General features: G+C 46.3%; 17 protein-coding genes. 8 read left to right on the forward strand and 9 right to left on the reverse strand.

Translation table 11 applies throughout. The annotated features are described in order from the left end of the window. Positions 1 to 78 precede the first annotated feature (78 nt). The gene (gene btpA, locus ACE1AQ_RS18055) at positions 79 to 930 is read right to left on the reverse strand and encodes a photosystem I biogenesis protein BtpA (protein WP_110545601.1); all 852 of its coding nucleotides are present in this window, start codon (positions 928 to 930) and stop codon (positions 79 to 81) included. 180 nt (positions 931 to 1110) lie between these two features. Between btpA and rimO the strand changes: the two genes are divergently transcribed. Together rimO and ACE1AQ_RS18065 are read left to right on the forward strand one after the other, a co-directional pair. Further along, positions 1111 to 2424: a 30S ribosomal protein S12 methylthiotransferase RimO gene (rimO, locus tag ACE1AQ_RS18060; RefSeq protein WP_110545604.1), complete on the forward strand. Its 1314-nt coding sequence runs from the start codon at positions 1111 to 1113 to the stop codon at positions 2422 to 2424. Between the two features lie 41 nt (positions 2425 to 2465). Continuing rightward, on the forward strand, positions 2466 to 3905 hold the full coding sequence (locus tag ACE1AQ_RS18065) for a DEAD/DEAH box helicase (protein WP_008198520.1): 1440 nt from the start codon (positions 2466 to 2468) through the stop codon (positions 3903 to 3905). 322 nt (positions 3906 to 4227) lie between these two features. Here ACE1AQ_RS18065 and ACE1AQ_RS18070 read toward each other — a convergent pair whose 3' ends face one another. The 7 genes from ACE1AQ_RS18070 to ACE1AQ_RS18100 all read right to left on the reverse strand — a co-directional run bounded on the left by ACE1AQ_RS18070 (position 4228) and on the right by ACE1AQ_RS18100 (position 10264). Continuing rightward, positions 4228 to 4770, reverse strand: coding sequence for an MAE_28990/MAE_18760 family HEPN-like nuclease (locus ACE1AQ_RS18070; protein ID WP_253257759.1), 543 nt, complete (start codon positions 4768 to 4770; stop codon positions 4228 to 4230). Beyond that, positions 4770 to 5315, reverse strand: a complete 546-nt coding sequence (locus ACE1AQ_RS18075; protein WP_253257760.1) for a hypothetical protein — start codon at positions 5313 to 5315, stop codon at positions 4770 to 4772. Before ACE1AQ_RS18075 ends, ACE1AQ_RS18070 begins: the two co-directional genes overlap by 1 nt. 53 nt (positions 5316 to 5368) lie before the next feature. Next, positions 5369 to 5881 carry a DUF262 domain-containing protein gene (locus tag ACE1AQ_RS18080; protein ID WP_253257761.1) on the reverse strand — a complete coding sequence of 171 codons (513 nt, stop codon included), beginning with the start codon at positions 5879 to 5881 and terminating at the stop codon, positions 5369 to 5371. 367 nt (positions 5882 to 6248) lie between these two features. Further along, the gene (locus ACE1AQ_RS18085; RefSeq protein ID WP_110545606.1) at positions 6249 to 6602 is read right to left on the reverse strand and encodes a phenylpyruvate tautomerase MIF-related protein; all 354 of its coding nucleotides are present in this window, start codon (positions 6600 to 6602) and stop codon (positions 6249 to 6251) included. Between the two features lie 185 nt (positions 6603 to 6787). Next, complete coding sequence (locus tag ACE1AQ_RS18090) at positions 6788 to 7774, reverse strand: quinone oxidoreductase (protein ID WP_106909615.1); 987 nt, start codon at positions 7772 to 7774, stop codon at positions 6788 to 6790. A gap of 310 nt (positions 7775 to 8084) precedes the next feature. Beyond that, positions 8085 to 9251 carry a fatty acid desaturase gene (locus ACE1AQ_RS18095; protein ID WP_110545609.1) on the reverse strand — a complete coding sequence of 389 codons (1167 nt, stop codon included), beginning with the start codon at positions 9249 to 9251 and terminating at the stop codon, positions 8085 to 8087. A gap of 59 nt (positions 9252 to 9310) precedes the next feature. Beyond that, positions 9311 to 10264, reverse strand: a complete 954-nt coding sequence (locus ACE1AQ_RS18100) for a class I SAM-dependent methyltransferase (RefSeq protein WP_110545611.1) — start codon at positions 10262 to 10264, stop codon at positions 9311 to 9313. Between the two features lie 123 nt (positions 10265 to 10387). Between ACE1AQ_RS18100 and ACE1AQ_RS18105 the strand changes: the two genes are divergently transcribed. The 4 genes from ACE1AQ_RS18105 (at position 10388) to ACE1AQ_RS18120 (ending at position 13331) form a co-directional block, all read left to right on the forward strand. Further along, positions 10388 to 11380 (forward strand): hypothetical protein, encoded by a 993-nt coding sequence (locus tag ACE1AQ_RS18105; protein ID WP_110545613.1) that lies wholly within the window; start codon positions 10388 to 10390, stop codon positions 11378 to 11380. 70 nt (positions 11381 to 11450) lie between these two features. Next, the gene (locus ACE1AQ_RS18110; protein WP_110545616.1) at positions 11451 to 12392 is read left to right on the forward strand and encodes a DUF1822 family protein; all 942 of its coding nucleotides are present in this window, start codon (positions 11451 to 11453) and stop codon (positions 12390 to 12392) included. 261 nt (positions 12393 to 12653) lie between these two features. Then, positions 12654 to 12893, forward strand: coding sequence for an antitoxin (locus tag ACE1AQ_RS18115; RefSeq protein WP_110545618.1), 240 nt, complete (start codon positions 12654 to 12656; stop codon positions 12891 to 12893). Between the two features lie 9 nt (positions 12894 to 12902). After that, the gene (locus ACE1AQ_RS18120) at positions 12903 to 13331 is read left to right on the forward strand and encodes a type II toxin-antitoxin system VapC family toxin (protein ID WP_110545621.1); all 429 of its coding nucleotides are present in this window, start codon (positions 12903 to 12905) and stop codon (positions 13329 to 13331) included. Between the two features lie 4 nt (positions 13332 to 13335). Here the strand turns inward: ACE1AQ_RS18120 and ACE1AQ_RS18125 are convergent, their stop codons facing one another. Beyond that, positions 13336 to 13602, reverse strand: coding sequence for a hypothetical protein (locus ACE1AQ_RS18125; RefSeq protein WP_103111475.1), 267 nt, complete (start codon positions 13600 to 13602; stop codon positions 13336 to 13338). 236 nt (positions 13603 to 13838) lie between these two features. Here ACE1AQ_RS18125 and ACE1AQ_RS18130 point away from each other — a divergent pair, with 236 nt between their 5' ends. Then, positions 13839 to 17099, forward strand: a complete 3261-nt coding sequence (locus ACE1AQ_RS18130) for a CHAT domain-containing protein (RefSeq protein WP_374808949.1) — start codon at positions 13839 to 13841, stop codon at positions 17097 to 17099. 350 nt (positions 17100 to 17449) lie between these two features. After that, a complete protein-coding gene (locus tag ACE1AQ_RS18135; protein WP_374808951.1) occupies positions 17450 to 18214 on the forward strand; it encodes a Uma2 family endonuclease in 765 nt (254 codons plus the stop codon). Positions 18215 to 18543 lie beyond the last annotated feature (329 nt).

An 18543-nucleotide genomic window follows, 5' to 3' on the forward strand; every position in this document is an offset into this window, starting at 1 on the left:
GTGTTAATTAGGACATTTTCAATTCCTAAAAACTTAGGATAGCTATCCCCTGAAACTATTCGCCATTCTAGCAAGGGGTTATGTGGACAGAGGCAAAGAAGGCAGAGAATTATTAATTTTTGCTTTTTGATCGTTGATCTGCCGGGCCGTTTCCACAAATTGCGACACCCGGATCGGATCCACCGGTTCAGTAATTTTGCCATGACGCTTGAGGGAACTAGCCACGATCACCCCATCGGCAGCCGGCAGCAACTGCCCGATATTGTCCAAATCAGCCCCGCTGCCGATAAAAACCGGTGTTCCCTTGGCCGCCGCCACTGCCAGTTCCAAATCCTCAAAACTAGGGGGGCTACCGGTGGACCAACCGGAGAGGATTACCCCGTCTGCTAGTCCCCGTTCGATCGTATCTTGCACTGCCGTAGTCAGATTAGGGGTTCCCAGGGGGCGGGCGTGTTTAACCAAAACATCCGCTAAAATTTTGACCTCAGACCCCAATTCGCGCCGATAACGCAGGAGTTCGTGGGCCTGACCCTCAATAATGCCCTGATCAGTGGCCATAACCCCCGTTAGCACATTAACCCGAATAAATTGGGCATTAACACAGGTAGCGATCGCTAAGGCACTATGGGCATCATTGCGGAGAACATTAAGACCAATCGGTAAGACCACCAGATTTTTAATGCGATCAACAATTAAAGTCATGGCACTAACCACGGCTGGATCCACCTGTTGCTTAGTAAAGGGGGCATCAAAAAAATTCTCGATAATCAAACCATCAACACCACCGGCAGCCAAAGCCGTCGCCTCCTGTTCAGCCCGCTCGATCACCGTCTTGAGACTACCACCCCAACGGGGGGAAGTGGGCAGGGGGGCGAGATGAACCACGCCAATAATCGGGTTTTTTGTCTTGAAAGTTGCAATTAAGTTCACAGCGTCTACTACTCTTAGCGTACCCAACCATGCGCCGCCCACCCATTTTAACAGGGTGAAGGCCTAGCCACGGGCCCCCGGGGGGAAATTATTTTAACTGCTAATGATTTTATCAAGTCCGGAATCCGTTAAAATGTCTTAACATTAAATAAGTTTAAGATTTGGTTGATACTCGATCGCATGGGCAATAAGCCAACCATCGCTATCTCACACCTGGGCTGTGAGAAAAACCGGATCGACTCCGAGCATATGTTAGGACTGCTGGCCAAGGCCGGCTATCCCGTAGATAATGACGAGGAGTTGGCCGATTACGTTATCGTTAATACCTGTAGTTTCATTCAAGCAGCTAGAGAAGAATCCGTTCGCACCCTCGTGGAACTGGCGGAAGCTAATAAAAAAATTATTATCTCCGGCTGTATGGCCCAACATTTCCAAGATGAACTGCTGACGGAATTGCCGGAAGCCGTGGCCATTGTCGGTACAGGGGATTATCAGAAAATCGTCGAGATCGTCGAACGGGTAGAGACGGGAGAACGAGTCAAAGAAGTCAGCACCGATCCCACTTTTATCGCCGATGAAAATCTGCCCCGTTATCGCACCACTACCGAAGGAGTCGCCTATCTGCGGGTGGCCGAAGGCTGCGATTATCGCTGTGCTTTCTGTATTATTCCCCACCTGCGCGGCGATCAAAGATCCCGTTCGATCGAGTCCATTGTGGCCGAAGCGCGACAATTGGCTGGCCAAGGAGTCCAAGAATTAATTCTCATTTCGCAAATAACAACCAATTATGGGTTAGACTTATATGGCGAACCCAAATTAGCGGAACTCTTGCGAGCGCTGGGAGAAGTCGATATACCTTGGATTCGCGTTCACTACGCTTACCCGACCGGGTTAACGCCAAAGGTTATCGAAGCGATCCGAGAGACCCCGAATGTTTTACCCTATCTAGACTTGCCGCTACAACATTCCCATCCCGACATCCTGCGGGCGATGAACCGTCCCTGGCAAGGACGAGTCAACGATGGCATTATCGAGCGGATCAAGCAAGCTATCCCGAACGCGGTTTTACGAACGACTTTTATCGTCGGTTTCCCCGGAGAAACCGAGGAACATTTCAGCCATCTGCTGGAATTTGTCAAGCGTCATGAGTTCGATCACGTCGGGGTGTTTACCTTCTCCGCCGAAGAAGGTACAGCCGCTTTTGACCTGCCCAATCCAGTGCCACAGGCAATTATGGACGAACGCCGCGAAAGGTTGATGTTAACTCAGCAACCGATCTCGGAACGCAAAAATCAAGCTTATATCGGTCACACTGTCGATGTTCTCATCGAACAGGAAAACCCGGAAACAGGAGAATTAATCGGGCGTTCCGCTCGTTTTTCCCCGGAAGTAGATGGCTTGGTTTATGTGACAGGTGAGGCGATTCTAGGTGCGATCGTGCAGGTCCGAATCACTTCGGCCGATACCTACGATCTCTACGGCGAAATAGTCTAATTTTTCCATTTTTCTAATTTAATTCCCACAAAACAATCCCTATGACCACTGGTTTCAACAATTTAGGTTTATCCGATAGCCGTCTTCAACACCTAGAAACGCTTGGATTCACCACCCCCACCGAAATTCAAACCAAAGCCATCCCTCTCCTTCTAGAAGGGCATGACATGGTAGGAATGTCGCAAACGGGAACCGGCAAAACCGCCGCCTATTCCCTGCCTTTACTGGAACGCATGGACACCAAAAATCCTAACGTTCAAGCTTTAATCCTCACTCCCACCCGGGAATTAGCCCAACAGGTGGCCAGCGCCATCAAGGATTTCTCTGATGACCGTCGTCTCTTTATCCTGACAGTCTGTGGTGGTCAATCCATGGAACGTCAGATCCGCAGTCTGGAAAAAGGTGTCCAGATTGTGGTTGGGACTCCGGGCCGGGTAATCGATCTGCTCGATCGCAAAAAACTCCATCTAGAATCCCTAAACTGGGTAGTCCTCGATGAAGCGGACGAAATGCTCAGTATGGGTTTTATCGATGATGTTAAGAAAATTCTGCAAGCATCCCCCTCCACCCGTCAAACCGCCTGTTTCTCGGCAACTATGCCCCGGGAAATCCGCGATTTAATCGCTAATTTCTTGAAATCTCCCGTTTCTGTGACGGTTTCTCAACCCCAGGCCGCTCCTGCTAAGATCGAGCAGAAAATTTATCTGATCCCTCGCGGTTGGACGAAATTAAAAGTCCTGCAACCCCTGTTAGAGATCGAACCCCTAGAATCGGCGATTATTTTCGTCCGCACCAAGCAAACCGCGGCCGAATTAACCAGCAAACTGCAAGAAGCGGGGCAAACGGTGGATGAATACCACGGTAACTTAAGCCAAGTGCAACGGGAACGACTGGTGCAACGTTTCCGCGAGGGCAAAATTAAATTAGTGGTAGCCACAGATATCGCGGCCCGCGGTCTAGATGTGGAAAATCTCAGCCACGTTATTAACTATGATCTGCCAGATAATGCCGAAACCTATATTCACCGCATTGGCCGCACCGGCCGCGCTGGTAAAACAGGAACTGCTATATCCTTAGTAGAACCGATCGATCGGCGTTTATTACGTCAGATTGAACAGCGTCTGCGTCAACGTCTGGAATCTAGTCCCATTCCTAGTCGGACCGAAGTAGAAGCAAAACGTCTGGCCAAGCTGCAAAATCAGCTAAAAGAGGCTTTATCGGGGGAACGGATGGCTTCTTTCTTGCCTTTAGTGCGGGATTTAAGTGAAGAATACGATCCCCAAGCGATCGCGGCTGCTGCCCTGCAAATGATCTACGATCAAAATTGTCCCCAGTGGATGAAAACCGATTGGGAAGTTCCCGCAGCGGCCAGCAGTAAACCTGTGATTAATAAAACTCCCCGCAGTGGTGGTAATAAGTATCCCTCTAAGTCGAATAACCGTCCTTCCCTGGACAAAAAAATCGTCTTTCAAGAACGTTAATTTTTAGTTCTTGAATAGATAATTTTAAGAGTTGATAGACCGTTTTGGTTCTATCAACTTTTTTTATGTTTATAATAGCTTATTAACCCTATATACTTTTGACTTTTTTATACTGTTCTGTCACGGCGGCATTTAATAGATCATCTTTAAAATTTCTGATTAATTCAATTACTAAATTATAAATACTGATGTATTCTTCATAATCGATAAGTAGGTAGGCACAATTATTTGTAGGATGGGTTAGCGGTAGCGTAACCCATGCGGGCGTTGGGTTTCATGCTTCAACCCAACCTACGTTCATTTTATATTTAATTCCACCCACCTACTTAGTTAAATACTTTCCATGAGCAATTTTATTTCTTTGGGTGAGAAGTTGTTCATCAATAGCTTTCTGCTTCAGTTGATAATCACTATCATCAATTCCTAGAATAGTACAGATATCAGTGAAAACTTCAAAATTGAGATTAGATTTGGTGTTAATAATATTTTCGTAGGGTATATAAGCTCTATTTTCTAGGTTATCAAGTAAATTTTTGATCATCTCTTTTTGTAACTTAAATTTATTGGTTTTTATTAACTCATTTATAGATTTTCTAGAACTAAGGGCAACGAAACAGTAATCCAGTTCATGATAATTTAATTTTCTTAAGGAAACAAACTGCAAATAACATTCTGCTGCATATTTAATAAAACCTTCCCAATGGGCATAGAGAGTGGTTATTCCGGCTCTAATTAATACATCTTGCTCAGTTCCTTTTTGTGGAGGAATTTTAGTTTTTAAAATACTAAGTTCTCTGATTCGCCATGCCATATCTTCATCTAAGTTTTTCTGGAGAATTTCGATAGTTCTATTATCTTTACTCATTACTTTTTAAAATATTTTTTGCCAAATTCAATCATTTTGTGCATTCTAGTTCTAGCTCTCGATCCTGTACCGATGTTAGAAATAAAGTCAGATTCTGACCACATTTCCTGAATTTTTGTTTTTAGCAGTTCAATATCTTGAGCAGAGTAATCATCAATATTTTCTCGTAATCCTGTAGTGATCGCTTCATAAGCAGAATCGAGAAATTTCCCCTTGAATCTTGTTTCATCATATTTGGTAAAAGTATCTTCACTCGTCGCTTGATCAAGCAATAAAAACATTTTAGCGAATTTTTCTTGCTCTAACACACGATCAAAAGTGATGGAATTGCATAATTTTATCAAATAGTCAGTCAAATATTCATTAACCTCTTTTTTGTTCAATGATGTTGGACCAAATGTAGGAGAAGACAGGGCAAAATATTTAAGAATTAGTTCCAAGTCGTAGCGTTCTTGTCTTAATCGCTCGGATAGGGAAATACAATTTTTAAAGTTCTCATTTTCTGCCAAGTCTTCTAACCACTTATATAGGCTTTTATCTAGCATAATCAAAAGACAATTACGCACCTCTTGATAAGATAAAAAAGAGCCACCAGTATTTAAACGATGAAAAACTTCAAACTTAGCATTTTTTCCGATTCTTTTTGGATAATCTGAACCTGTATTTTCGCTCTTTTGAAATCTATTTTTAGAGATGGTGGCAAATTATACTCTCCTTCCTCTGCACCTTCCCACATAACTCCGTTTAAGCTAGGTAATAAGTTAGTACCTTGAAGCACCAGTTTCGGTTTTTTCTTAGTTTCATCGTCCTCATCTCTTAAATCGCCAACAAATTCCAAAATTGTTGAAATCCTTTGTAATCCATCCACCAATTCCCAAACACTATCTTCTTCTCTCTGATAGACAAAAATAGAGGGAATAGGAATTCCTAATAGTATCGATTCTATGAATCGGCTTTTTTGGGCTATTGTCCAACGAAAATATCTTTGAAAATCTGGATTAATTGTCATTTCTTTGTTATTATAAAGACTAATAATCTCTCCGATTGACATAGGATAGTTATCGGTACGAAATTCTTTAGTTTTTGCCTTAACTTCTTCTAATAAATTCATCTTATAGCAGTTATCTTAATGGTGAAGTACAAAGTTTTCGTTTTGGGGAGCCGGTCGTCAGGATTCGATACCAAATTAGGTTACACTTCATCTTTAGAAACAAAGCTGTAATTTTTCTATACTTAGTATAATCTCTCTATTCTACTTTTATACCATCCGCCAATTCAAAAATGAAACGCGTCAACCTCAAGAGTTGACAGAAAAAGGCTCATCCCCGCAATTGGCACAAACATCAATTTTCAGGTGGCTAATCTGCAAAGACGCGATTTATGTCCCGATATTGCGGTGATGTTAGCTTGGATTGAACAGGCGAAAATCTTAACCAGAGAGTTAAAATAAGCCCTATCTCCGATAATTTTGGCATAAATTAACCAAAAGTAGTGCCATTCCATCCCCAAAGATCACCTTTCGCCTCGGCAAATTCTAGATAAATGCGATTTTTCGGTATTCCTAAATAAGCCTCAATTTCTTGACAAAAATCACTACTCATGCTTTTAGTTTGAGCGGCGGAAATAGAACCAACACTTTTAATCTCCACATAACACACTGGCTCAAAAGTGCCAGCAAAAGTCATTTTTATCCCCGATTCTAAAGCTGTCATCACATAGGATTCGGGTTTTCCCAGATGTTTAGCTAATTTAGCCGAAAGACTCTGCAAAAGTTGATTAATCGTCTCATCATCGAGGGAGGTGACAGAAGTTTGAATTTTAATTAGAGGCATAGGAAAAATCTCAGAAATATTTTTCTATAATATAACAGTGTTGCCTGTTCCCTAAAACCAGAGACTTCGTACCTCACCATTAAGATAACTGCTATATTACCCATTGTGCTTTCAACTGTCCACAACTCAAATGTCAACAATATACACAAAAGTGGGGGATCACAACTAGATTTAGTATCAATTGCTTAACTCTTCAGTAGTAACTTCCCCGTAACCTGCCGACTTTCCAAGGCGTAATGGGCTTCTTTTGCTTGCTCTAAAGAATAGATTTGATAACAGGGAGGCTGAATCTTTCCTAAGCTTAAATAGTCAAAAAATAAAGATGCCTGTTGGTTCAAAGCCATGGGATCCGAAATATAATGGCGAATGACCGGGCGAGTCAAATAAAAAGAGCCTCGCTCAGAAGTGCGACACCCTAGCAGACGATTCAAGGCTACCGGCGGCACTTCTCCACTCGCTTGCCCACAAGCAACCAGCAAACCGCGATTTTTTAAGGCTTTTAAGCTATCTTCAAAGGTTCTCAGACCCACCGAATCATAGACCACGTCAACCCCTTGACCCGCCGTGAAATCCATCACCCCATCGACAAAACTCTCGCGGTCGTATCGAATCACCTTGTCAGCACCAGCCTGAAACGCCAGCAGAGCCTTGGCTGCCGAAGAAACAGTACCAATCACCCTCGCTCCCCGCAACTTTGCCATTTGAACCAGCAGAAAACCCACTCCACCAGCGGCGGCATGAATCAGCACCGTATGTTGTTGATTGAGAGGGAAAGTCTCATGGGAGAGAAACAACGCAGTCAGTCCCTGCAACAAAACCGATGCCGCTACTTCATCGGAGATAGACTCTGGTAACGACACTAACCCATCGGCGCATAGGGCGATATATTCCCCATAAGCTCCCTGTTCCATATATGGAAATCCTACCCGTTGCCCGATATGGAAGGCTTTGACCCCAGATCCCATGGCCACAATCTCGCCAACTCCCTCCTTTCCCGGAATCAAAGGCAGAGGCGTAGAATAGACCCCAGAGCGTTCATAGATATCGACAAAATTAACTCCAGCATACTTCACCTTGACCAAGACTTGATCAGGCGCTACCGTCGGCGTTGGCAGGATTTGCAATTGAAGCTGGTCGGGGGGTCCGTATTTTTCAACTACTATACACAACATGATGTCAACTCCTTGGGGAATTATGAATTATGAATGATGAATTATGAATGATGAATTATGAATTGGGAATTATGAATGATAAATTATGAATTGGGAATTATGAATTATGAATGATGAATTATGAATTGGGAATGATGAATTGGGAATTGGGGATAGGCAACGGACAAAAGTAAATAACAAGTAAGCTGTTGTGGATTTAAACTCCATATTGATATTGTCAAAATTGGAAAAACAAGCGAAAACCCTTACTCTTGCCTGTTGCCTGTTGCCCGTTTCCTTGCCTCAACTGCCAATACAAATGTTCTATAATTTACTCTTGCACTGGTATTAGGCTCAAACTTGTAAACGACAGATCGATCGCCCGCCATAGCCCATATACTTCTTGATAGGGTACTGGCCAGCCCGGATGATGCGCGTCCACATCCCGTTGTCGGGCGATCGCCGCATTGAGCCACTGATCGACACCGGGGTGACGGTGATGATAATCGTGGCAACTGGTATCCCCCACTAGAATCAGCAAGCGAATCGGAACATAGATCATCCCTAACCTCAACCACCAAACGCACCATTGCCAGAATTTAGAGCCAAAGGGTTGATCCGCCCTGGGTAGAGGATCTCCCAAAAATATCCCCACCGTTGCCCGGGCATAATAACGCTTGCCCTTTTTCAAATCTGCTTCGGGCGCGGGGTGAAGGTGTTCTGAACATTGGCGGATTAAGGTACTCATCTGATGCAACAGGATCACAGGGAACAGCCAAGCCACCCCGTAGGCGAGCCACCATTGACCGAACCCGACCAAACCTAACTGGGCCAAGACCACTAACCCACTGCGTAGTTGATGGGCGCGATCGCTCGAAAATAGGCTTGAGCGTACTCGATCAATCCAGAAACGGCCATGAAAGAGAGGGGAAAACAAACCAATGATCATCCGTCGCCATAGGGCTTCTCGACTCAAACCAGGATGGATTCCCGCCCGAAGACGAAGCGCTTCCACTGTCTCATCATCATCAAGCAAGGGATCTTGATGATGTTTACGATGGCGGATTCGATATTGATCGAAGCTGAGAATCAACATTAAGGCGGAAATCCACCGTCCAAGGTATTGATCGAATAATCGATCGCCTGTGAAATTAGAGTGGGCGCAATGGTGAACGATGACCACTTGCAGTTGTCGAGAGGCGGAAACAGTGAGACTCCAACCGACAATCAACCATAGATAACCCCACCCTTGAAGGGCTAAAGCCCAACAACTGAGGGAAATCCCCAGCAACAGTAAACCGCAAACCTTGGCTAAATAGCGGCGCGGTCTGGGTTGAGGTAGAGTCTCATCGGTAGCGGGGACACCGACAACCCAGGTTAAAAATGGCTGAAGAACTTTGGGTAAAGCCTCCATTTCTTTCCTTACTCCCGACCGATTCGGCGAAGGCAAAGAATCGCGCACAGTTGGCGCTTGATTAAAAGTCAGATTGTCAGTCATAAATATTTCTGGGGTCAGGGGGTGAGGAAGCCCCCTGGAGAAGTCAGGGGGCGAATCAACTATTTGGTCCCGTGGCAGACTAAAGCATTGCGGATCAGTCGAGCTTCATAGCCAGAGAGATTTTCAGTTAAATTCACGCTAAAATACTGTTCGAGCAGGTGAAAAGTGAAATCAAGTTCATTCTCTAAACCGCTCAGTCCATACATCTTGATAACGTAGTTGCAAAGCAAACGCTTCGCGGCAAGTTTCGAGGGGGCCTGGACCACAAAAGGATCGGCAATATATTCGATCGCAATATCAGAAAGCCCTGCATCTTGAGCAAGATTAAGCATCTCCTGACGGGTAAAATGCGGATAATCGTGGCGCGTCTTGCCGTATTCATTGACTACCTCGCCAAAAAATCGAGCCATCGGGCCATCTTCCTCAAAATCATGGAGGACCCAACGTCCACCAGATTTTAAAATCCGCGCTCCTTCTTTCGCAGCTTGACTCCGAAAGACCCGATCAATGTGGTGAGTCCCGTATGCAAAGATCACGGCATCGACTGACTCATCTTTTAACCAAAACAAATCCTGAGCGAATTCGCAAACTGCGAACATCTCCTTCTTACGACACTGCTGCACCATGAAAGGAGAGCTATCGGAATTGACAAACAAAGGTGCGGAAGATAGATGCCTTTTCGACGTTTCTTCGATATAGCCATCGCCAGCGAGAAGATCAGCGATAATATAGTCACCGTCAAATTCGAGGGAACCCTGGGGGTGAGCCAGCCTCAATAAATCAAGGGTTCCTTCAGAGCGAACATCTGGAAACAGCCGAATACTTTCCAGATAATCTTCGCCGCGTCCAGAAGTGCTGAATTCATTCTGGGTTGTCCATGCCTGAGACGAAGATCCGAAACGATTATACAGGGCTTGGGGATTGATAACCCAATCGAATAATGATTTTTGCTCAGTTCCGATCGAGGAAAAATCCGGCTTCGAGGGTGCTAAAATTGCTGTAGTTGCTGCCATGAGTCATAACTCCGTTTGCTAAATTAAGTTATTGCGGCTTTTCGTCCGCTCACTTACTCATGGGAGCCACGAGATTTTTTTTTGCAGTTGTGGGAAAAATAATTTTAAGGAAAAGACAATGCCGTGAACGACGAGCTTATTCCCCTAGTCAAGGTGGCAACCTACTGGCGGCTACGACTCCGTAATGTTGTGCCGGAAACCAACCAACCCCTTGAAGAAAATGACTCTAACTTTCTCCCCTCAGGGAGTGAGCAGTGGTTGCAAGCGGAAAAGCGCTTTTATGAATCTATAGATAGCATTATTCAATTTCTCAACTCCCCAAGGGCGCTAACCAGCCTACCGCTAGAGATTCTCCTCCCCTTATGCGCTCTTGTGCGGATTGTCCTCGATAACCGTCACCCCAGTGGCAATGAGTGCGTCATACCTGAATCTCCTTACTATCGGGCAAAGGATAACCCAACTTGGCAGCAACTCGATCGCCTCTGGCATACTCTTAAGGATGACATTGGCAGGAAGTTAGATCCTAAAATCAAAAACTGGATCTCCGCTCCCTGGATTAAAGGGAAGATTAGTGCCAAACATAAACAGGAACTTGAGCAAGAGGACATTAATCAAGCGCAATTCCAGGTGTGGGATGATCTTGGCCTGAGCTTCAAAGGCCAACCAACCCCCAGAGGTAAGGATTCTGTCTTTAATCCCCATTACCGACAACAGAGTGGACAGTGTACCGTTAAAGGGTGGCTAGGAACACGCATCTATCGCGCCCTGGAGGGAGTAGCTATCAGAAAAGCCCAAGAGCAACGCTTGAGGGCGAATGATCCTTTAGATAACATTAAGTCTAAGCCGTCTCAAGCGTGGTGGGAGCAGATCAGAGAAGCAGTGGAGGGTCCTTGTGCTAGAGAACTCCAACAGATTCAGCCCCGAAGCAAAGCATTAAGGCACATTAACGCCCAACTGGTGATCTTAAATCTCTTACCCCCAGAATCCGTCCCTTGGGAGGAAATGGCACAACAGTGGGGGTGCGACGACACCACAATTCGCCGGTTCTATAATGACAAGTGTTGTCCTTGGCTCCAAAAACATTTTTCCGCAGAAGATCTTCTCTCGGAAGACTGAAGTTAACCCAGAAAAGGAGTTTCTCGAATAAACCCCTTTTCTAATGTCCCCCGTTCCCTCCTAGAAAATTATGTCTATCTCTACCTCAACCTCAGATGTCAATGAGCCTCTCAACCCCCTAGAGGACTGGATTGACGATGACGAACTGGAAAACGATCCTGAGTTTCAGGCGTGGTTAGCGATCGCAGACACAACGGAGGAGGAGGACAGCACCGGACAAGCATCCTCTTCTGTTTGGGTTCCCTGGGACGCAGCGGCTCAACAGCAAGCCAATAAACTGGCCCTGGCTCACCCTAATCCCAGGTTTGGGGAACTGATTCGTCAGAACACCTTAGCGGCGGCGGTGCTGACATATTATTTAGAAGGGCATGGGATAGAGGTAGATGCGGCGGCGGCTGACCACGCTCAAGCGGTGCTACAACTACTCAATCCAACAGCAGATGTGGTACTACCCAAGCTAGGTAAACTGGAAGCTGTATTGATTCCTCAAGACTCTGGTGAAGAAATGTTAGATTTAAGCCAAATTAGGGTCGAAATTGACCTGAATCCGGCAACTCTAGCCTATATTTTAGTCGAGTTAGGGGAAGGGGGAGCTTGGTTAACTGGGGTTCTGTTGAGTTCCGACCTGCGCCAGGATTTCCCAGAAGGCGGCGCGGTGTCCTTGGCGATGAGGAAACCTATATCGGCGCTGTGGGAGGCTTACCGTCGGTGGGAAAACTGTCAGCAAATCATGGGGCAGTATATCGATAAACAAGGCTGGTCGGCGGAACAGCGATCGGAGGTAATCACAGTGTTAAACTGGGTCTGGGACTATCGGCAGGACTATGAGCGTCCGACGCTATTAGGGGACTTTTTAGCAGAGAAGGCCAGCGAGAATAATGAGAATTTTAAACCCTTAGTCTCGCGTCCGGAAGGGGTAAGGGAAGCAACGCCTGAGCCGTCTTCAGAGGGTGCGGTGGACTGGCTAACGGTGGCGATGGATTTGCTTGATGAATTGGGAAAATTTATTTAAAAATAATAATATCAGAATGTAGGGTGCGTTGGGGGTACGGGCGAAGCATTCGGATAGGAAATCTAGGGTTTCAGCAATAGGTTATTGTCCGAATGCTTCGCCCCTACTCAATCATCTAACAATCCGTCGTAACGCACCACATCTATCATTAATTTAACTACTACTTGGTGCGTTACGCTATCGAAGAGCGCACCCTACTAATACTGTTCCCTGTTCCCTGTTATAAAATAGTAAGGTGATCATTAACAAAGAGGTCAACAGATGCAAAACTTACGTCAGGTTTCTTTACTAACAAGTGGACAAGAGCAAGTCTTAAATATTCCTCCTGAACTTGCCTTATCAAGCACAGAGGTTTTGTTACGCAAAGAAGGTCATCGCTTAATCATTGAGCCGATTTCTTCTGGTTCTCTACTTTCTTTGCTGACTACTTTGCCAGACATTACAGACAATTTTCCTGATATAGATGAAGGGTTGCTTCCCCTTGATGACATTACATTTTAGTACCACCCAATGACCTATCAATATCTGCTTGATACTAACATCCTATCACATTTGATCAGGTATCCCCAAGGTCAGGTTTTCCAGCATATTGTGGATGTCGGCGAAGAAAGCGTTTGTACGAGCATCATTGTGGCGTGTGAATTAAGATTTGGAGTGGTTAAAAGTGGTTCCTCCCGTCTGGTGCAGCAACTAGAACGCATCCTGGAGTTCTTGACAGTTTTGCCATTAGAATCAACTGTAGATAAGCACTATGCCCTAATTCGTAAACATTTGGAGCAAGCAGGAACCCCAATCGGTCCAAATGATTTACTGATTGCTGCTTATTCTCTAGCGCTTGATCTGACTCTTGTTACCGCAAATACTCGTGAATTTGAGCGTGTGCCTGCTTTGAAGTTAGAGAATTGGTTGATTGATTCTGTAATAATTTTGGGGGGATAATTTGTCATAAATGATCTTGCTGATGATGGTTTTGTATATATTCTGCCACTACTTTTTTGCGGTTTTCTCGCAATGATAAATCAGGTGGAGCATTTTCTAAAAGATGCTGAGGATGACCTCCCCGGCGTTGTAATAAAGTTTTACGCGGTTTTAAGCTTTGCCAATGTTCGTAAATGAGTTTTTTCAGAAGTTCTTCTGAGCTAATATTCTCTTCGGAAATGATGTCTGCTAGATAGTTCTCGGTTTCTCGATCTAGATTAATCGATAACATTGTTACTTCATGGGATAAATCAACATCTTTGATTATAGCTTAAAATCCATGATCGCACTACAGATAATCGCACTCACTCCCCATCCCCAAATGGTAAAATGTAGGGTGCGTTAGACGGCGACAATTTCTGCTTAAACTTAAATCTAACAATCCGTCGTAACGCACCACATCTATCATTAATTTATTTGGTGCGTTACGCTATCGCTAACGCACCCTACTAAAAACTAAAACCAATCATGAACGAAGCAAGAATAGAAGCTTACTTAACCCTAATCCAAGCGCTCCTCCAGTGCGAAAATGGTCAGGAACCAGCGCTATTACAAGCTAACGCGGAATTACTTGATGCAGGCTTAGTCGCTGTGATGAAGCAGTATGCAGACTTCTTAGAACAGCAAGGAGACAGCAATAACGGGAGATGGTTGCTGAATATGGCGCAACAGTTAGAGCAAATTTTAGACCCGCCAAGAGATAACCAAAACCTCTACATCAGTTTTTTACAAACCCTACTGCAAACTGTCGAGGAAAGTCGCGGAAACCCCCAAGCAATTTATCCCCTGCTCGACAATAACCTCCATCTCTTAGATGAAAACTTAGTTAACCTCCTCCGTGCTTGGGGAAATCATACCAAGGAACAAGCCAGTCCAGAGGAAACTTACGGACTAGCGGCACTCCTCTATGATCTTGCTTATGCTTTTCATGAATTTCCTAAAGGTAATCCACTCATTAACCTAGCCATTGCCGTCTATGGATACGAATTTTGCGCGGCCAACATCTTCCGCCAACCAGGATTAGAAAGGGAGTTAGCCACAACCCTCAATAATCTGGGCAATGCCTACGTCACCCAAGCCGAACTGGGGAAAGAGCCAGTGGTCAACCTAGAACGGGCGATCGCCGCCTTCACCGAAGCCACCACCATCCGCCGCCAACCCGGATTAGAAAGGGATTTAGCCGCAACCCTCAATAATCTGGGCGTAGCCTACCGCACCCAAGCCCAACTGGGTCAAGAGCCGGTAGCCAACCTAGAACGGGCAATCGCCGCCTATACCGAAGCCACCACCATCCGCCGCCAACCCGGATTAGAAAGGGATTTAGCCGGAACCCTCAATAATCTGGGCATAGCCTACGACACCCAAGCCGAACTAGGGAAAGAGCCGGTAGCCAACCTAGAACGGGCAATCGCCGCCTATACCGAAGCCACCACCATCTGCCGCCAACCCGGATTAGAAAGGGATTTAGCCGTTACCCTAACTAATCTGGGCATAGCCTACTGGACCCAAGCCGAACTAGGGCAAGAGCCGGTAGCCAACCTAGAACGGGCGATCGCCGCCTTCACCGAAGCCACCACCATCCGCCGCCAACCCGGATTAGAAAGGGAGTTAGCCCGAACCCTAACTAATCTGGGCAATGCCTACCGCACCCAAGCCGAACTGGGTCAAGAGCCGGTAGCCAACCTAGAACGGGCGATCGCCGCCTATACCGAAGCCACCACCATCCGCCGCCAACCCGGATTAGAAAGGGATTTAGCCCAAACCCTCAATAATCTGGGCAATGCCTACCGCACCCAAGCCCAACTAGGGAAAGAGCCGGTAGCCAACCTAGAACGGGCGATCGCCAATTATCGAGAAGCACTTTCCTTTCTCAACCCCGCTCTCTTACCTGCTGACACCCTGAGAACTGGGCGCAACTTAGGCGATATCGGTTTCCAGCAGGGTTGGTGGAATATTGCCATCGAAGGCTACACCGTCGCCGTGGAAGCCGTTGAACAAAGCCGCGCCTGGGCAACCAGTGAAGCCCTTCGCCAAGAGATTGTCCGCAAGTCTATCGGTGTTTATGAAAACCTAATCCAAGCCGCCGTTAACCAAGGCGATCTCTCCCTGGCGCTGCGAACCGTCGAACGTTCCCGCTCCAAACGCCTCGCCGACCTGATCGCTGTGGGCGACCTCTACGCCGATGGGCGCGTTCCCCCAGAGATCCAAGCCTGGTACCAGCAGGTTAAGGATAGCCGTCAGATCCAATCCCAACTCCGTCAAAACCCCCTCGACCAGCCCGGATTCACCCAGAAACCCCAACCCGCCCCCATCAGTAACACCCGCGCCAGCTTTGCCACGGAACAACTCCAGGCCGCCGAAGCCGCCGAACGTCAAGCCTGGGAAGCTCTCTACCGCTTTGATGCCATCACCGCCCAACTTCAGCAACCCCAACCCCAACCCCGACTCGATGAACTAACGGCGCTGCTTCCATCCCCCCAGACTGCCCTCCTCAGCTTCTACACCACCGCCAGCCATACCCACATCTTTGTCCTGCGTCGCCCCTCCCGGGATGGCGGGGAAGGGGTCAACTGCCACACTATTCCCAATCCCCCGGAGTCCGCCAACGACTTGCAAAACTGGCTGATCGACAACTGGGTTAACCCCTACATTGCGATTAATCAAGCAGAGACCCCCCAATCCCGCCAGCAGCGTCGGGATGAGTGGCACCAAGCTATGGCCACTCGTCTGCAAGAACTGGCAACCCGCCTGCAATTCGACACCCTCATCCAACAGCACCTCCAGGGCATCACTGAGTTAATCCTGATTCCCCACCTGTTCCTGCACCAAATTCCCTTCGACCTTCTACCCACCGCCCAAGGCCAACTACTGGGCGATCGCTTTCGCCTTCAGTTTGTCCCCAGTACGAAAATTCTCGGACTGTGCCAAGAGCGATCGCAACCGACTCCCGACACCCTGGGGATTGTGGAAAACACCACAGAGGATTTGCCCTATACTCCCCTAGAGTGTGAGTGGGTCGCCCAAACCTGGAATGTGCCTCGCCAACGGCGGCTACAGGGGCGCACAGTCACCCCCGACTCTTATCTGCAATTGCTGAAACAAGTGCAGGCTTTGCTCTCCAGCCACCACGCCACCAGCCGCCCCGATGATCCCCTCAACTCCCACCTCGTCCTAGACGGGGAGCAAAAAGTCACCCTCCGGGATTTACTTAGTCCCCTGTGGCGTTTCCCCGAATTGTTGGAAGTGTTTCTCTCCTGTTGTGAAACCGGTCTCAGTTTTGCCACTTCCCGAGATGAAGAGGGAAACCTGCGACGGGAATTACTGGACGAACCCCTCAGCTTAGGTACAGGCTTTCTGCTGGGGGGCGCTCGTGCTGTGATTAGTAGTCATTGGGCGGTGACTGATCTAGCGACGGCGCTGTTTTCCCGGGAGTACCACCGCGCCCGGCGGGCCGGAGAGGAACGTTTAACGGCTCTACATCAGGCTCGTCAAGCGTTGCGGGAGACTTGCCAAAAAGACTGGCGGGACCGTTTGACAGCCGATTATCAGCAGGCTTTCCAGATTTGGCAACAAATGCGCCAAACTAAGGATCCCAACGTCAATGCTGCTCAAGCCAATTATCAGAAAATCGGCGAATTGATCAAGTGGCTTGACGAATTTGCTCCCGACGCAGTGCCTTTTCAGGATTATCGTTACTGGGGGGCGTTTTATTGTCTGGGACTTCCTTAAAATTATGAATTATTTCCTTGTTGCAAGTAAAATGTAGTAAAATGTAGGGTGCGTTAGACGGCGACAATCTCTGCTTAAACTTGAATCTAACAATCCGTCGTAACGCACCACACCTATCATTAATTTATTTGGTGCGTTGCTAGAGAAAAATTTGGGGTACGTGCGAAGCATTCGGATAGGAAATCTACGGTTTCAGCGATAGGTTATTGCCCGAATGCTTCGCCCCTACAGGACTCTCAAAACCTTGCACCTGTTTTGCAAAAAAATATCCTAAAACTCTTATCTAGTCTATATTTCACATTTATTCAGTAAACCCTAATTAAATAAATGTTCCAGCCAGGGGAAAAACTATGACAACTCTCGACATTTTACCAGAAGTTACCTGTCCCCCCACCGATTTATGGAGTGATGAACCACCCTTGGAAAGTGATTTACACCTGCAACAGATCATAATTCTCCTCAATTGTCTAGAATTATTATGGCAAGAGAAAAACGATTACTACGCTTCTGGTAATCTGACTATCTACTATAACGAAGAACAACTGAAAAAGCGCGATTTCTGCGGTCCTGATTTTTTTGTGGTTTTAGATACAGAAAAACGTCCCCGCAAAAGTTGGGTGGTTTGGGGAGAACAGGGTAAATATCCCAATGTAATCGTCGAGATTCTTTCCGATTCTACGGCCAATATTGACCGCACTAAAAAGAAAATTCTCTACCAAAATACTTTTCGCACTCCTAATTATTTTTGGTTCGATCCCAATACGTTAGAATTGCAAGGATTTAGACTAATTGAAGGACAATATCAAGCTATTTCTGCCAATGAGCAGGGTTATCTATGGAGTGAACAGTTAGGATTATATTTAGGCATATTTGACCGTAAACTGCGTTATTTTACCGCCGATGGTCAATTGGTTCCCACTCCCCAAGAAGCTGAATTACAGCAAAGACAAGCAAAGGAACAGATTCTTTTAGAAAAGGAACAGATTCTTTTAGAAAAGGAACAGGAACGACAGGCAAAAGAACAGGCTCTTTTAGAAAAAGAACAAGAACGACAAGCCAAGGAAAGATTAGCGGCAAAATTACGAGAATTAGGCATCAACCCCCAGACAATTTAGCCAGTTAAAATCTGCAAACGGCCATCAATAAACCCTAGGGTAAGCGCATCTAAAAATGTAGCGAATTATACAGACATTTAAGACAAGTAATAATAGCAAATCCGTTGAGTATAGGCTACTTAGGAGGATAGGCAAAAGGCACTCATGCAAAAGGGAATAAATAATCAGTTTTTAATAACCAGATTTAGTATAACTGGACTTCCCCGTTGACAAAAAGCCATAAGCTGTGCTGTAGAAGGGATTAAGAGAATTTACGCCGCCCCGTTACTGGGTACAAATCAGGGAAACTCCCAATAAATCTAACGCTTTTTGTTGCAGTTGGGTCGGTC

The sequence above is a fragment of the Microcystis sp. BLCC-F209 genome (genome assembly GCF_041928595.1).
In the GTDB taxonomy this organism is placed as follows: Bacteria; Cyanobacteriota; Cyanobacteriia; order Cyanobacteriales; family Microcystaceae; genus Microcystis.

What these genes read in the sequence shown, in the direction of transcription:
- ACE1AQ_RS18110 (WP_110545616.1), top strand. Translation starts at nt 11,451, where the DNA reads ATGTCTATCTCTACCTCAACCTCAGATGTCAATGAGCCTCTCAACCCC.
- ACE1AQ_RS18130 (WP_374808949.1), top strand. Translation starts at nt 13,839, where the DNA reads ATGAACGAAGCAAGAATAGAAGCTTACTTAACCCTAATCCAAGCGCTC.
- ACE1AQ_RS18070 (WP_253257759.1), bottom strand. Translation starts at nt 4,770, where the DNA reads ATGAGTAAAGATAATAGAACTATCGAAATTCTCCAGAAAAACTTAGAT.
- ACE1AQ_RS18120 (WP_110545621.1), top strand. Translation starts at nt 12,903, where the DNA reads ATGACCTATCAATATCTGCTTGATACTAACATCCTATCACATTTGATC.
- ACE1AQ_RS18065 (WP_008198520.1), top strand. Translation starts at nt 2,466, where the DNA reads ATGACCACTGGTTTCAACAATTTAGGTTTATCCGATAGCCGTCTTCAA.
- ACE1AQ_RS18100 (WP_110545611.1), bottom strand. Translation starts at nt 10,264, where the DNA reads ATGGCAGCAACTACAGCAATTTTAGCACCCTCGAAGCCGGATTTTTCC.
- ACE1AQ_RS18085 (WP_110545606.1), bottom strand. Translation starts at nt 6,602, where the DNA reads ATGCCTCTAATTAAAATTCAAACTTCTGTCACCTCCCTCGATGATGAG.
- ACE1AQ_RS18125 (WP_103111475.1), bottom strand. Translation starts at nt 13,602, where the DNA reads ATGTTATCGATTAATCTAGATCGAGAAACCGAGAACTATCTAGCAGAC.
- ACE1AQ_RS18090 (WP_106909615.1), bottom strand. Translation starts at nt 7,774, where the DNA reads ATGTTGTGTATAGTAGTTGAAAAATACGGACCCCCCGACCAGCTTCAA.
- rimO (WP_110545604.1), top strand. Translation starts at nt 1,111, where the DNA reads ATGGGCAATAAGCCAACCATCGCTATCTCACACCTGGGCTGTGAGAAA.
- ACE1AQ_RS18075 (WP_253257760.1), bottom strand. Translation starts at nt 5,315, where the DNA reads ATGCTAGATAAAAGCCTATATAAGTGGTTAGAAGACTTGGCAGAAAAT.
- ACE1AQ_RS18095 (WP_110545609.1), bottom strand. Translation starts at nt 9,251, where the DNA reads ATGACTGACAATCTGACTTTTAATCAAGCGCCAACTGTGCGCGATTCT.
- ACE1AQ_RS18080 (WP_253257761.1), bottom strand. Translation starts at nt 5,881, where the DNA reads ATGAATTTATTAGAAGAAGTTAAGGCAAAAACTAAAGAATTTCGTACC.
- ACE1AQ_RS18115 (WP_110545618.1), top strand. Translation starts at nt 12,654, where the DNA reads ATGCAAAACTTACGTCAGGTTTCTTTACTAACAAGTGGACAAGAGCAA.
- ACE1AQ_RS18135 (WP_374808951.1), top strand. Translation starts at nt 17,450, where the DNA reads ATGACAACTCTCGACATTTTACCAGAAGTTACCTGTCCCCCCACCGAT.